This is a genomic window from Cutibacterium sp. LaCa_255 (assembly GCF_057458005.1).
Map to the genome: position 1 here is coordinate 2736643 of NZ_CP190956.1, position 15385 is coordinate 2752027.

General features: G+C 60.3%; 10 protein-coding genes. 4 read left to right on the forward strand and 6 right to left on the reverse strand.

Annotated features, from left to right (window positions below):
• Nucleotides 1-41: 41 nt before the first annotated feature.
• Entirely contained in the window at nucleotides 42-1049 is a 1008-nt protein-coding gene (locus ACP8ML_RS12465; RefSeq protein WP_486702968.1) for a LacI family DNA-binding transcriptional regulator, read from the reverse strand.
• A gap of 176 nt (nucleotides 1050-1225) precedes the next feature.
• On the opposite strand from ACP8ML_RS12465, the gene ACP8ML_RS12470 reads away from it, so the two are divergent.
• From ACP8ML_RS12470 to uidA, 3 genes are read left to right on the forward strand one after another with little or no spacing between them, the layout of a single operon-like run.
• Entirely contained in the window at nucleotides 1226-2650 is a 1425-nt protein-coding gene (locus ACP8ML_RS12470) for an MFS transporter (protein WP_065672897.1), read from the forward strand.
• 23 nt (nucleotides 2651-2673) lie between these two features.
• On the forward strand, nucleotides 2674-5208 hold the full coding sequence (locus tag ACP8ML_RS12475) for a glycoside hydrolase family 31 protein (RefSeq protein WP_486702969.1): 2535 nt from the start codon (nucleotides 2674-2676) through the stop codon (nucleotides 5206-5208).
• On the forward strand, nucleotides 5205-6989 hold the full coding sequence (gene uidA / locus ACP8ML_RS12480) for a beta-glucuronidase (RefSeq protein WP_486702970.1): 1785 nt from the start codon (nucleotides 5205-5207) through the stop codon (nucleotides 6987-6989). Before ACP8ML_RS12475 ends, uidA begins: the two co-directional genes overlap by 4 nt.
• A gap of 31 nt (nucleotides 6990-7020) precedes the next feature.
• Here the strand turns inward: uidA and ACP8ML_RS12485 are convergent, their stop codons facing one another.
• The 5 genes from ACP8ML_RS12485 to ACP8ML_RS12505 all read right to left on the reverse strand — a co-directional run bounded on the left by ACP8ML_RS12485 (nucleotide 7021) and on the right by ACP8ML_RS12505 (nucleotide 11467).
• Nucleotides 7021-8028, reverse strand: coding sequence for a LacI family DNA-binding transcriptional regulator (locus ACP8ML_RS12485; protein ID WP_065672900.1), 1008 nt, complete (start codon nucleotides 8026-8028; stop codon nucleotides 7021-7023).
• Between the two features lie 89 nt (nucleotides 8029-8117).
• The gene (locus ACP8ML_RS12490) at nucleotides 8118-8534 is read right to left on the reverse strand and encodes an RbsD/FucU family protein (RefSeq protein ID WP_065672901.1); all 417 of its coding nucleotides are present in this window, start codon (nucleotides 8532-8534) and stop codon (nucleotides 8118-8120) included.
• 1 nt (nucleotide 8535) lies between these two features.
• The gene (gene fucP, locus ACP8ML_RS12495; protein ID WP_065672902.1) at nucleotides 8536-9876 is read right to left on the reverse strand and encodes an L-fucose:H+ symporter permease; all 1341 of its coding nucleotides are present in this window, start codon (nucleotides 9874-9876) and stop codon (nucleotides 8536-8538) included.
• Complete coding sequence (locus ACP8ML_RS12500) at nucleotides 9870-10832, reverse strand: ribokinase (RefSeq protein ID WP_065672903.1); 963 nt, start codon at nucleotides 10830-10832, stop codon at nucleotides 9870-9872. Before ACP8ML_RS12500 ends, fucP begins: the two co-directional genes overlap by 7 nt.
• Nucleotides 10829-11467, reverse strand: a complete 639-nt coding sequence (locus ACP8ML_RS12505; RefSeq protein ID WP_065672904.1) for a KpsF/GutQ family sugar-phosphate isomerase — start codon at nucleotides 11465-11467, stop codon at nucleotides 10829-10831. Before ACP8ML_RS12505 ends, ACP8ML_RS12500 begins: the two co-directional genes overlap by 4 nt.
• A gap of 340 nt (nucleotides 11468-11807) precedes the next feature.
• On the opposite strand from ACP8ML_RS12505, the gene ACP8ML_RS12510 reads away from it, so the two are divergent.
• Nucleotides 11808-15188: a PPi-type phosphoenolpyruvate carboxykinase family protein gene (locus tag ACP8ML_RS12510; RefSeq protein ID WP_486702971.1), complete on the forward strand. Its 3381-nt coding sequence runs from the start codon at nucleotides 11808-11810 to the stop codon at nucleotides 15186-15188.
• Nucleotides 15189-15385 lie beyond the last annotated feature (197 nt).

A 15385-nucleotide genomic window follows, 5' to 3' on the forward strand; every position in this document is an offset into this window, starting at 1 on the left:
GACATTTCCTGGAACGAGTTGCCGTCACTTGCCCCACTTCGTCAGCCAGATTCACGCTCCATGAAGGACACCGGGACGATGTCCTCGCTGGGGGCCCGACGCTCATGTCGGCTCGGCCTCTCCACCATGTCGAGAAGACGATTGACGGCGACCACGCCCATCTGGAACTGGTTGACGCAAATCGTTGACAGGGCCGGCGAGACCAACGCCGAGAACGGGATGTCGTCGAACCCGATGACGGCCACGTCCTTAGGAACCTTCACCCCACAAGCCATCGCTCGCCTCATGAATCCGATGGCAATGAGGTCGTTGTAGGCGATGACGGCCGAGGTTGGGTGGGCCTTCCACATGTCGAAGACCTCGATGCCACCCCTGATGGTGGGTGTCGGGCAGGCGAGTTGATGCACCGTCACTTGTCCATTTCGCCGCGCCCCGTCGAGCAAGCTGCGCCACCTCACTCCGGATTGCCACGATGCCGTGGGCCCCGCGAGGTAGGTCACCGTGAAGCGTCCATCGGCCACGAGATGGGCAAGCGCGTCTCCAAGTCCTTCATCAGCAGCCGGCGTCACCGACGACACCCCTGGCACCTTGCGATTGACGGTAATCACCGGTTTCATCCCGGCCAGGTGCCGTAAACCGGCGTCAGACATACGTGAGCCGGCAAAAATGAAACCGTCGACGGTGACCAGGGATCGCTTCGTGGTCTCGGACTCGATCTCGGAGGACTCGTTGGAGTCGATGAGGACGACCATGTAGCCCCGCTTACGGGCGCCGGCGAAAATCCCCTTGACGGTGGCACCGAACACCGGGTTCATGGCATCAGCAACGCACGCAGCCACGAGATGATGGGTTCGACTCGCCGATACTCTGGGCACCTCGTCCTGACGATAACCGAGCTCCCGGGCAACCTGAAAGATCCGTTCCGACGTCTTGACACTCACCCGTCCCGGACGAGAAAACGCCCGGGAAACAGTGGACGGAGCAACACCGGCAGCCCGTGCGACGTCGCTGATGGTAACCGGTGTGGTGGACCCCTCGCCTACCCCCATGCTCTGACTCTACCGCTGGCCGGCGTGCCTCATGCCCGAGATGCACAGGGTGCAAACCGTGGCAAAGGATCGCGGTTCTCAGCGCCGCAGTGCGACTCTCTAAACAAGGCGATGTTGCCTGTCCACAAATGCTGTGACGATGACCGTCGCAGCCCCGAAAACACAGAGGGTTGTCAATGTCGACCACTACGACGAAGAGCCAGAAGGCTAAGGCGGTGAACGCTCGCGATTTCGATATTCGCGACATGATCGGTTACGCGCTCGGCGACGTAGGAAACAATTTCACCTTCAACCTGGTGAATTCGTTTCTCATGATCTTCTACACCAATGTGTTCGGCCTCAAGGCCGCCTTGGTGGGCGCGCTGTTCATGTCCGCCCGACTGGTCGACGCCTTCGTCGACATCATGGTCGGCCGCCTCATCGACAATGCCAAGATGACCAAGCACGGACGGTTCACCCCGTGGGTCATGCGGATGAAGTTCCCACTCGCCGCCTCCGCCATTCTGCTCTTTCTCCCAGCTGCCGGGCACCTCCCCATGACGACGCGCGTCATCTATGCCTTCGTCACCTACCTGGCTTGGGGCATCTTCTACTCCTTCGTCAACATCCCTTATGGGTCGATGGCTTCGGCCATCTCGGGCAAGCCGCGCAACAAGACCTCGCTGTCCACCGCCCGTAGCATCGGATCGGCTTCCGGCGCCGCTATCGTCAGCTATGTCGTGCCGCTCATCATGTACGGCAACAACTCCCATCAGATCAATCCGCACCGATTCTTCATAGGTGCTGCGGTCTTCGCCATCCTCGGTCTGTTCTGCTATGTCGCTCTGACGATGCTCACCGTGGAGCGCATTCGCATCGACAAGACCGAGCGTGTTCCGCTGGGAAAGATGTTCTCGGAGATGGCCCATAATAAGGCCCTCGTCATGCTGGTCATCATCGATATTGTTGTCGTCATCAACCAGAATCTTTCCGGCGTCACCCTGACCTACCTGTTCAATGATTACTTCCAGAACAAGACAGCAATGTCGATCGCTCTGGTCTTCAATTTCACGACAGTCATCCTCGTTGCGCCTTTCGCCCAAGCCCTGGTGCGGAAATTCGGTCGGAAAGAATCTGCGACGGTGGCATTGTTCTTCGGCGCGGCCGTGTACGGCACCATGCTCATCATCCACACCCACAGCCCCTGGGTTTTCCTCGTCGGCCTGTTCTTCGGGTCACTGGGTGCCGGTGTGTTCAACCTCATGGTGTGGGCCTTCATCACCGATGTCATCGACGCTCAGGAGGTCATGTCGGGGGAGCGCGAGGACGGCGTCATCTATGGCGTCAACTCCTTCGCCCGCAAGCTCGCTCAGGCCATCGCCGGTGGTATTGGTGGTGTCATGCTGACGATGGTCGGCTACCAGTCCTCCTCTCAGGGCGGCACGGTTCAGTCTGAGTCGGTCGTCAATAACCTGTACACCCTCGCCACCGCTATCCCGACGATCTGCTGCCTCGGCGCTGCCCTCCTCCTGCTGGGCTACCCGCTCACCCGCGCCAAGGTCATCGCCAATGCCGACGAACTGGCCCGCCGCCACGAGGCCCAAGCTGAGCACAACGCCTGATCCCACCATCACGGAGGCACACCATGGACACGCTCCTGAGAATCACCGATCACTCGACGACCGGGTCGAACATCCGGCTGACAATTGACGACCGATGGTGTGCCTCCGTCACATTTGTGACGCGGGCCATCGCCCACGTGCGAGTTTTCGGCATCGGCGGTCCCCAGCTCGATCGTACTTGGAGCATCAGCCCCGGCCCCGACGTCACCGACCACACCGGCTTCGGCCCCGACGACCTGCTCGACCACTCCCCCGCCCCGGCGTGGCAGGGCAATTCCCGCGACATCGGGCCCATCGAGGACGTCGAGGTGACGACGACCGTCGCTGACAGTGCAGCGGAGATCGCCCGCCACCCGGAATTCTCCGGGGTCTATGCCGACGAGCCGGTCGATTCCCCCGATCCCGACGAGAAAGCCTTCATCGTTGGTACCGACTCCCTACGGGTCATCATCCGGGACTGTCCGTTGCGGATGACCTGGCAACGTCGAACTGACGGCTGGGTCACGGTCAGCGAGGACCGCCCCACAGGTGCCTACGAGATCGGATCGCGGACCGGTCGGGTGGCCCATCATCGGGTTCGCAATCTCGACGACCGGTACTACGGGCTCGGTGAGAAGGCCGGAAACCTGGAACGCACCGGACGTATCTTCGACATGCGCTGCCTGGATGCCCTTGGTTACGACGCCAGCAGCACTGACCCGCTGTACAAGCACGTCCCCTTCCTCATGACCCGCACCGCCAACGGAGCCTTCGGCATCTTCTACGACAACCTGTCGGCGTCGCGGTTCAACTTGGGAGCGGAAGTCGACAATTATCACCGCCCCTTCACCTCCTGGCAGGCCGACCACGGCGACATTGACTACTGGGTCATGACCGCCGACCAGGTCTCTGGCCTCACCCCGCAGATCCTTCGCCTCACAGGAGACCCAGCCTTCCTGCCGCGTTGGGCCCTGGGCTACTCCGGTTCGACGATGCACTACACCGACGCCCCGGACGCCTCCCACCAGCTGCTCAAATTCATCGACCTGCTGCGGGAGCACGCCATCCCCTGTGATTCCTTCCAGCTGTCGTCGGGGTACACCACCATTGGGCCGCGTCGGTACGTCTTCACCTGGAACCGTGACAAATTCCCCCAACCCACCGACACCACCGCGAAGTTCCGTGACGCCGGCCTTCATCTAGCGGCAAATATCAAGCCAGCCCTGCTTACGACCCACCCTTATTACCGTGACGCCGCCGAGGCGGGAATCTTCGTCACCGACTCACCAACCGGCAAACCCGTCACCTCGATGTTCTGGGGTGGCCACGGCAGCAATGTCGACTTCACCAATTCGCGCGGCGTCCAGTGGTGGAAGGACAACGTCCGCCGCCAGCTCATCGACATGGGTGTGGAATCCACCTGGAACGACAACAACGAGTACGAATTGTGGTCCGAGGACGCCACCTGTGACGGTTTTGGTCACCCGGTGGAACTCGACCGGATCCGCCCGGTGCAGGCCCTGCTCATGAATCGCGCCTCCTACGAGGCCCAGCGCGAGGCCGCTCCCGGCGAGCGCCCCTTCCTCATTTCCCGGTCCGGACCGCTCGGGCTGCAGCGCTACGTCCAGACCTGGAGTGGTGACAATTCCACCTCCTGGCGCACCCTGAGGTACAACACCCGGATGGGCGTGGGGATGAGCATGTCCGGCCTGGTGAATTTCGGCCACGACGTCGGCGGTTTCGCCGGCACCGCTCGCCCCAGCCCCGAGCTCTTCGCCCGCTGGGTGGCCAACGGCGTCATGCACCCGCGATTCACCATTCACTCCTGGCATGACGACGGATCGGTCAACGAACCGTGGATGTATCCGGGGATCACCGACATCGTCCGGAGCATGATCCGGCTGCGATACCGGCTCATTCCGTTCCTCTACACCTTGTCCTACCTGGCGGCAGAGAGACGCGAACCCATCGTCAACCCGGTGTTCAGCCTCGATGATTCCCTCCTCGAGGAGTCCGACGACTTCCTCCTCGGACGTGATCTCCTGGTCGCTTCCGTGGTGGAGGAAGGTCAGGCCACCCGTACCGTCACCCTTCCCGACGTCCCAGGCGGCTGGTTCGAATTCGACACCGGCATCCACCACGACCCCGGCACGGTCACCCTCGATGCCCCGCTCGACCGTCTTCCCCTACTCGTTCGCGCTGGAGCGGGAATCCCACAGTGCACCCTTCCCGAGCCCACCGACGAGATCATCACGACGCAGACTGTCGAAAACTCCCCGCACCGGATCGTTCTCTACCTTCCTGATGGCGAGGGCCATTCGGAGGGGTTTTTCTTCGATGACGACGGCCACACCTATGGCTACCGCGATGGGCACGGATACTGGTTGACCTGGACCGTCGACCACGACGCCACCACCGTCACCGTCCACACCCACGTCGAAGGCGACTACCAGCCACCATGGGGAACCATGGACTTCGCCCTGCGACCCAGCGACGACCGCACGATCACGGTCATCTCCGAGCTCACCCCTTCGGCCTCAAATCAGCATCCCACAATAGAGAGCACCGGGAGGCCATGATGCTTCGACCACAGGACACCCCTACCCGAGAAACAAAGTGTCTGTCGGGAATGTGGCACTTCGCCTTCGACGCCGAGGACCGCGGCCAGGCCGAGGGATGGTTCACCCAGCTGCTGCCGGAGCGCACCGAGATGGCAGTTCCGGCCTCCTACCAGGATCTCTCCACCGACCCCGCAGTCCGTGATTACGTCGGCCCGGTCTGGTATCAGCGCGAAGTCCGCATCCCGCGCGGCTGGGCCGAGGATCGCGTCGTCATCCACTTCGAGTCCGCCACCCACACCGCCACCGTCTGGGTCGACGATGTCGAGGTGACCAACCATGCCGGGGGCTACCTTCCTTTCGAGGCCGACATCACCGACCACGTCCGCGCCGGCGAAAAATGTCAACTGACGGTGCGCGTCGACAATCGACTGTCCTTCCAGACCATTCCGCCGGGCATCGTCGTCGACTCGCCCGAGGGCCCTAAGCAAAAGTACTGGCACGACTTCTTCAACTACGCCGGCATTCACCGCGATGTCTGGCTGTGCAGCCGTCCGACCTCACATGTCGAGGACGTCACCATCACCACCGATCTCGACGGGGATGACGGAATCGTCAGCTGGACGGTCCTCTCGCGGAATTCTGACTCCCTGACGACCCAGGTGACGATTTTCGATGCCGAGGGCTATGAGGTCGCCAATGGGATCGGTGCCTCCGCGACCACCAGCATCCCCTCGGTCCACCTCTGGCAGCCGGGTCAAGGCTACCTCTACGAGGCCGAAATCTCCCTGCTCAACGGGGAGCGCGTCGTCGATTCCTACCGTCAGGCTTTTGGTGTGCGCACGGTCCGCGTCGACGGAAATCGCCTCCTCATCAACGGAGAACCGGTCCACCTGACCGGATTCGGCATGCACGAGGATCACCAGACCATCGGAAAAGCCCACAACGACGCCCTCATGCTGCGGGACGCCGCATGCCTTGAATGGATTGGCGCGAACTCCCTGCGCACCTCCCACTACCCTTACTCCGAACACGTCCTTGACTACGCTGATCGTCACGGATTGCTCGTCATCGACGAGACTCCCGCAGTGGGCATGAACATGGGCTTGGGAGGCGGCATTTTTGGCGCCCAGGGCTACACCACCTTCTCCGAGGAGACCATCAACGGCGAGACCCAGAAGGTTCACACCCAGGTCATCCGCGACCTCATCGCCCGTGACAAGAACCACCCCAGCGTCATCATCTGGTCCATCGCCAACGAGCCCGAGTCCGAGACCGAGGCGGCAGAAAACTACTTCCGTCCCCTCTTCGACGTGGCCCGTGACGCTGACCCCACCCGCCCGGTGAGCTTTGTCAACGTCATGCTCGCCCCGTACGGGGCGTGCCGGGTTTCGCAGTACTCCGACGTCCTTCTCCTCAACCGTTACTACGGCTGGTACGTCGACACCGGTGACCTCGCCGCCGCCGAGCGTCACTGGCGCGAGGAGATGGAGGGCTGGGCTAGCGAGAACAAGCCGATCATCATCACCGAGTACGGCGCCGACACCATGCCTGGCCTGCACCAGACCCCCGCTCAACCGTGGAGCGAGGAGTACCAGGTCGAGGTCCTCGAGATGAACGAGCGGGTCTTCGACTCCTTCGACGCCGTCATCGGCGAGCAAATCTGGAACTTCGCGGACTTCGCGACCACCAGCGGCACGATGCGCGTCGGTGGCAACCGGAAGGGCATCTTCACCCGGGATCGCCAGCCCAAGATGGCCGCCTTCCACCTTCGCGGGAGATGGCGCGGTACGGAACAATGATCGGCGGCCTCCCCATGGCGAAGGACTAGAATCAAACGCGCATGGTGGACTCCCTGACGACAAGTTGCGGTGCAAGAACCACGCTGCGTGGGCCTTCGGCCGTACCCCGCCCAAACTGTTCGATCAGGAGCTTCGCAGCCATTCTTCCGATTTCCGTGACCGGCTGTCGAATGACCGTCACCCGGGGAGTTACGAGGGAGGTCCAGAACTCGTCGTCAACACCGATAAGGCCAACACGGTTGTACCCCGTCCACCCAGCCTCATGGAGTACACGGAACGCAGCCATAGTCAGCGGGCCGTTCGTCGAGAAGAGACAGTCGAATTCCTTGCCCGACCCGATCAATTCCCATACCGCGTTTTCAGCTCCCAGCTCACGGGTGTCAGTCTGAACCACCAGCTCGGGGTCAACCACCATCCCACGTTTCGCTGCTGCGTCACAGAAGGAATCCGCACGCGTCCTCGTCGAGGACACGCGACGGGAGCCGGTCAACACTGCTGGACGCTGAAAGCCACGCGCGAACAGGTGCGACGCGGCCATCGCTCCAACAGCACGATTGTCGACGGACACAGACGCTCCCGTGTACCCATGAACAAGACGATCGAAAAGAACCAGCGGAATTCCTTTTTCCTGGATGAGAGCTGGGGCCTCAGATCTGTCCGATGCGACGGCGAGGACTACCCCGGCCGACCGCTGCTCGATAGCGGAAGCGACATACCGCTCCTCATTCACCAATGATTCATCGGTGTTGCCGACTGAGACCTGAATGTTGTGAGCGGATACCGAGGATTCGAAGAAGTAGGTGAATTCCGTGAAGTACGGGTTCTTTATGTCGGGCATGAGTACGGCTACTGTGTCCGTGCGTTGCTGCCGGAGCACTCGACCGGTGGGATTGGGTCGGTAATGCAACTCGTTGACGGCAGCACTGACACGGTCACGCATCCCAGGATTGACGTTTCCGATCCCGTTGATCACCCTCGACACAGTAGCGGTCGACACCCCGGCTGCCGCTGCCACATCACTGATGGTTACTCTTGCCACGCCGACATCCCCTTCACCTCAGAATAGGGGCACGAGTTCTGGACCCGTGCCCCTCTCTGTTTTCTCCTAATCAGAGCCATGAGTCAAGCTCAGAGTGTGCCCTTCTGGAGCATGATATTGCCAAACAGTGCTCTGTCGCCCGATTGAATGATGCCAGCTGCCTTTGCTCCAGCGTCGTAGAACGGATACCTGTCGAGCTGACCAAACTGGACTCCTCCTTCATGTCGTTCAACAATCTCCTCAAACTGTTTCCACACTGGAGGCTTCGTATTGTTGCCGGTCGACATCAGTGTCACCGGCGCGTCAACAACTCGATCCAGCGGGAAAAGTTTGAGAACTGCATCCAGCAGATCAGTCAATTTGTGCCCATCAGCGCGAATTACTCGCGGATTGTTCGTTGTGGCAGGGTAGTTCCCATCTGCGATCAATAGTGTGTCACCATGACCCATTTCCATCATCAACTTGACCGCGTCGGGTGACAAAATATCTGGAATCTCTTTGAGCATCTCAGTTCTCCTTTGAATTAACAGTTTCCACGGCCACCTTCTTGTCACTGCGGGCCATATGGACAAAGTATGCAAGGATGATGACGTAGCAGATAGCCGAGACAACGAATGACTTCTGCATCGATCCCATCGTATCCGAAGCCCATCCCTGAATAACGGGACCGACGGCTCCACCGATGATTGCCATCACGATAATGGCGCCTCCTGTTTCCTTGTATCGGGGTTCTTTGACACACTCCAGCGCGGAGCCATATATCGTTGGCCAGCAGGGTGCGAAGAACAATACCGAGGCCGTCGCGGCGTAAACCGAAGTCATACCGGGGCCGAACACCACATAAATCATGCAGATGGCACCAAGGACAGAGTAAGCCTGAAGCACCTTTGCAGGACGGAACTTGCCCATTAGCCAGGACGCTGTCCCCCGACCGACAAAGAAGAGCGCATAGGAGATCAGCATGAAATTGCTCGCCGCACGTTCGTTCAGGTTCCGGTCAAGTTCGAGGGCAAGACGGATTGTAAACGACCAGACGGACGTCTGCATCGCCATGTACACGAACTGGGTCACAATGCTGATGACGAAGTCTTTGTCGTGTCGAAGATAATTCAGCGTCTCACCCAGACCAGCCTGTGGGCCGCCATCTTCCTTGATCGGTTTACAGGTAGGGAAATCAGTGATGATAAACATCACAAGAATGACCATCAAAATGACAATGATCACTTTATAGGGCTGCAGGGTGGCATTAAGCGATTGTTCGGCAATGGCGTGCTTCTGGGCCTCAGACGTCGCCGCAGCTAGCTTGCCCTGCAAGGAATCACCGCTCCCAAAAACCAAGTACTTACCCAATAGGATACCCGCAATCGAGCCGATCGGATACATGGTCTGGCTGATGTTTAGCCGACGTGTGGATGATTCTTTAGTACCCATCATCGACGAATATGTGTTGGCCGAGGTCTCCAAGAAAGATAAGCCGACTGCGATAACAAATAGCGCTACAAGGAATACACTGTAGGTTCCTACGTGACCCGCCGGAATAAACAAGCAACAGCCAATTATATATAATATCAAGCCAATAATAATGGCTGTCTTGTAAGTAAATCTTCGTATCAATCTGGCAGCCGGTATAGCGATAACAAAATAGCCGAAATAAAAAGCCGTCTGCACGAATCCTGTCGCTAGGTCAGACAGACTGAATACGCTCTTGAATGCCGTAATCAGGATATCATTGAGAGCAGCAGCAGCTGCCCAGAGTGCAAAGAGCGTTGTCAACAAAGCGAACTGGATTCTCGGGGTTCGGTCAAGATACCCGTCAGGGTTCAACGTGGATGCATCTTGGATCAGCATGAAGCGCCTCCCCGCGCGCCAGCACCAGTGTGATCGTTCATGAACTGGATGACGTCCGTCTTTGCCGGCGCACTTGTGCCACTCCCCCTCTTCGTAACGGAAAGGGCTGCGGCTGCATTCGCGAAGTCAATCGCCTCGTCAATCTCCATTCTGGCAGACAGAGCAGCACTGAGGGCGCCACAGAAGGTGTCCCCAGCGCCAACGCTGTCAACCGCCTTGACTCGGTAACCACTGACGTGGCGGGGTGTGCCGTTCGGATCACAGATGGCGGCACCATTGTCCCCAAGGGTGACAATGACGACGACTGACACCTGATCGGCAAACCTCTGCGCGACATCAAGGATGTCCTCAGACCCGCCTAGAATCCCCATGGATTCCGCGAAAGCTAGCAACTCTCCTTCGTTGGGTACGAAGAGATCGACAAATTCCCAGGTCTTGGGAGGCAAGTCCCGCTGGGGTGCAGGGTTGAGGATGACCTTCGTTCCCGCCTCATGCGCAATTTCGGCTGCTCTCACAACCGAATCCACTGGTATTTCAAGCTGCAGCAACAGGACATCAGCCGAAGTGATCTCGCGGGCAGCATCATCAACATCCTCAACGCTGACTTCGAGGTTAGCGCGCGGAATTATGATGATGGCGTTGTTTCCGTCAGGGAAGACAGAGGGCATTCCTACCCCGGTCCCTGATCCTGGGGTTGTCGACACCTTCACATGACTGTCATCGATGGCTGCTGCATGCATTGCTGAGCGAAACTCAGCACCGAAACTGTCGTCACCAAGTCGCCCAACCATGATGACATCAGCATTGGTTGCAGCAGCGGCCATAGCCTGGTTGAAGCCTTTGCCACCAACTGATTGCCTGAAAGAAATTCCTCGAAGTGTTTCCCCGATTCTCGGTTGCCTTGGGGTGTCAACCATCAGGTCGTACATAAAGGATCCAACGACTGCCACGCTCATGAGGAAACCTCCTCGTTCATCGTCAACTGTGCGCCCAGAGCCCCGCCCGGATGTCGTTGTGCGAAATCCTCTGCGGTAAACGATTTCGTGCTCATCAGACCGACGGCCAGCGCATCACCGATTACGAGGGTTGCCGTTGACGAGGATGTGGGTGCAAGATTTAGTGGGTCTGCTTCACTCTGGATCCCAAGACGAATCGTTGAGGCAGCGTATCGGGCAAGCGGCGAATCAGCGTTCCTGGTGATGGCGACAAACGGGATACCCCAGCCGTGAAGCATATTCGCAAGAGCACAGACCTCGGCCGTGGAGCCTGAGTTTGAGATGAGGATGCCGACATCTCCTGGGGCAAACTCCCCTGAATCACCGTGCAGCGCCTCGCCTGACTGCACGAATGCAGCAGGGCTACCCAGGCTACTCATGGTTGCAGCTATCTTCCGCCCGATATGGCCGGACTTTCCGAGTCCGGAAACGATGATCTTCCCTCGGCACTCCTGCAGAACCTTTAGGGCAGGAATGAGATCTTCCTCAAAATGCCCACGAGCCTTCTTAAGGGCGTCGATCTCAAGGTCGTAGGCGTCCAGTGACGCGTTCAGCATCTGCTCGACAGCATCAGTGGGGTGTGGACTGTGCAACATCAAGAACCTCCATCGACAGTGATGAGTAATCGTTTACCCGCGGTGTGACAGACTATAGGTGAAATCGTTTACTCAATCAAGAGGTTCGTAGCCTTTCATCCAGAGCGAATCACCGCCTGTCCCTGATGAACGGCAGAAAGCCTTGTGGTGCCCGTGTCGTCCAGCACCTCGGCCACACAAGTGCAACTGACGTGGAGGGAGCCCACGTGTCGACCCACCGAACGTCAAGAACCATCCGCACCTACGCAGGCCGAGTGCCCTGACGCCCATCTCCACCCCTCTTGGATGCCCGTCTGACCACGCTCATGGAAACTTCACAATTTCAGGGGACAATGGATTCATGGCCACCCAAGCTCACACCGACTCCGTGAACCTCAGATTGGCGCTCAACGGCCTGCCACTGCCGACAGCCGCGCGCGCCTCCGACATCGACGTCGTCGCCCCGGTACTTGCTCGCCAACGGGAACTCAGACGGGAGATCCCCGAGCTCCTCTGCCCGGCTGACCGACGCATCCAAGCATTCATCGACCGTTACCTCGGCGAGGACTCTCCCGTCCATCCCCACCTGCCCGAAACCACCCTGACTCTCGATGAGCCCGGTCTGGCCCGAGCCCTTTCCCTCCCGGTCGACGGTGACGAGTTCACCTCCGACCTGGTCGCGAGTTACCGGGTCGCCAACGGCGTGCTGCACAACCCGCGCAATGACCGCCGCACCACGGCCGGCGTCTTCCACGTCGCAGAGGGCGGTCTGGCAATCCCCGACGACAAGAAGGCCGTTCCGATCGAGGTCGTCGCTCGTCTCCTCGACCTCGCCTTCCAGGCCCCACCGGAACACACCCTGCTCCCCTACACCTCCACCCAGCCCGTGGAGCGTCAGGCTCACACCTGGGTGTCCCTGCTGCTCCGCCCGCTCGTGGTTCCCGAGATTCCCGACTTCGTCTCCGAGCGTCGGATGGAGATCCGCTTCTTCGCCCCCGGCGGTCTGGTCTCCAACCTCGATTTCGTCGAGGGGATCTTCGGAAACGCCGGCGATCCGCTGCTGCCGGGCAACGATTCCGCCCTCGCCCCCGCCGGATGGACCGGCCACAGCGGTTGCGTCATCCTGGCCCCGCACCTCAACCTCGTCCGCAAGGTCGATCTCGGTCTGCCTCACATTGACCAGGCCACCGACCGGCAGCGTCGCGACGGAATGTGCTGGTCCGATGAGTCCGAGCTCTACAACGAGGGCAAGCCGTTCAAGCTGTGCGCCCGTGACGAATCCGGAGTCATCCTCACGATTGTCGCCGACAACTACTTCGGCTACTGCAAGAAGGAGGTCAAGACCCAGATCTCCTACTCCGCGAACCTCTTCGGGCTGGCCGAGGAGGAGCACTCCGGCGGTGCCCGCGCCTACCGTTCCCACAACCAGGGCCAGGAGTACGCCACCCCGAGCTGCCAGCAGACAGTCGCCGACGTCGTCGCGGACAACCCGGATGACTTCGAGATGCTCGACAAGGGCCATGCGAAGGTCCTCGGCATCGACAACGTCCTGCTGGTGCCCGGCGGGACTAAGTTCAGCCTGCGGGATGGCACCGTTTCCTGGGATGACGGTGCACAGTCCATCCCGATGCGGGCCGACACCGAGTACCTCTCCCCTGACGGCTACCGCATGACGATGATCCACAACGAGGCCGACGACCAGTGGTACCTCAAGGGCACCTACGGTGAGTCGACTACCCTGCACAAGTGCTGCACCGTCTCCGGTGGCGGCAAGTCGGAGATCTCCAAGGCGATCTCGGACACCTTCCTGCAGGGCAACGCCTACGTCCCGGACTTCGAGGCCGACATGGATGCCGTCGAGGACATCCTGCATCGGGACTTCTCGACCCGATTCGCCGATCCCGAGCTCAACGGCAAGGATCACCGTCCGATCCTGTCGGCGGAGCGTTCTGTCGGGTCGGTCATCAAGCTGCTGACTCCGTCCTCGGACTTCACCGATTGGTACAACGACTGGATCAACTCCATCCCGTCGTTCCGCAAGGAGCTCGTCTTCACCATCAAGCGCTACTACAAGCCGGAATGGGGTGACGACTGGCTCTCCCACTTCACCGTCGCGCCGACGAATGGTCGGCACGGCAACATGGTGCGACTCGACGGCCAGAAGATCCTAGTGAGCATGGCTCGCGTCGGTTTCCAGCCCGACGGTTCCTGGCGTTTGTTCACCCTGCGCCACGACTACGCCCCGGCTATCAAGGTCCAGACCGAGGACGACATGACGGCCTCCATCGTCACCTCTCCTGGCATGGTCACCGGTCCAGAGGGCCTGTCGCGCAAGGTCGTCGCCAACTGCGAGGCTCTCCTCTTCCAGCGTCCTGACGACGCCATTCACCGTGGCTATGACACCCAGACCGAGCGCGACATGAGTGAGCGTGGCCTGTTCATCTCGAATTATCAGCCGCTGACTCGCGAGGATGTCACGGCGATGCGTGACGACGTGGTGACCTTCTCGAAGTTCACCAAGCCGATGCGCACGTTCCTGTCGAATTTCGCCGACTCCGATCCTTCCGAGGAACCGAAGTACATCGTCTCTAGTGCTGATCCGCGCCTCATCGACGGGGTGCGGTCGCGTAACCCGCGTTACCTGCAGATTCGTCCCGACATCGCGAAGCCGCGCGAGACGGCCATCGCGAACCTGGCCAGCCACCTGTATCACGGCCGTCGGGTCAACGAGCCACTACCGCTCCCGGTCGACATCGTCGCCGCTGGACGGCGCAACAACCCGCCGGAGGACAAGATTCCGGCTCTGTGCGCCTACAACCCACTGCACTACATGGAGCTGCCGGAGCTGTTCATGGAGTTCATCTCCTCCATGACCGGCAAGAGCCCCTCGACGACGGGTGCCGGTTCGGAGGGGGCGCTGACGAAGGCTCCGTTCAATGCCCTGCCGGCGGTCTTTGACCTCAACTCCTCCTTCCTGTCCTTCGTGCTGTCGGGTTACGACGGCTGGCTGTCCTCGGCCGGGTTCATCGGGCCCAACGTCGAGGTGGCCCACGACATCTCCCTGCTCGTTCCGGAAATCTTCTCCCGGATGTCGCCGACGGAGAGGGATGCCAAGACCCTCATCGAGGGCGGGTACCTGGAGAAGATGGAGGACTTCGAGAAGGACGGCGAGCTCATTCTCGCTTCCCGTCTGGGCTACCGCATGACCGAGAAGTTCATGCGCGCCTACTTCGGCCGCATTTTCCTGCACCCCGATACGGTTTTCACCCCGGAGATGCTGCGTCCGGAGCTGCAGGACGCCGAGATCTTCGCTGATTCGGTGCGGACGATCTCGATGACTCACGCCCGGGTGGCCAAGGCCTACTTCGACGACGGGACGATCTCACTGGCCGTGCCGCCGATTCGGGCCCTGCTCGAGGTCATGGCCAACGGGACCTGTTCGGAGGGCTGGACCCTGGACGATCCCGAGTTGAGAGAAATGTTCACCCATGAGTCCGTGCTGGCCTCTGACTGGTATGCCGAGCGCCTCGACGCCAAGCAGGCCGAGGACGTCCGACGCTCCGAGAGGGGCATCGCACAACTCGAGGAGTTCATGGCTGACCCGCGCAACGCCGCCGCCTGCGAGGAGATTGACGTCCAGGCTCGCCTGGATCACGTCCGTGGCTTCCACGACCGGGCCGTCAGTGAGGAATACCGCCAGCAATTGGTGGGAACCCTCGGACGGCAGGTCAACTTCCGCTGAGATTGACGGTCCCGGGTGATGTCACCCGGGACCGATCTCTCCCTGCGGGGTCTTCCACAGCCGCCCTCCTCATGGTGGCAAAATCCCCGCCTCGCCAAGGATCGACGCATCCGAGTGCCTCAGCCCTGTCCGAGATGGAGCTTTTGCACCCGGATCCTGGTGACTGTCCCCGGAAGGTTGTCGTGTGCCTGTCACCA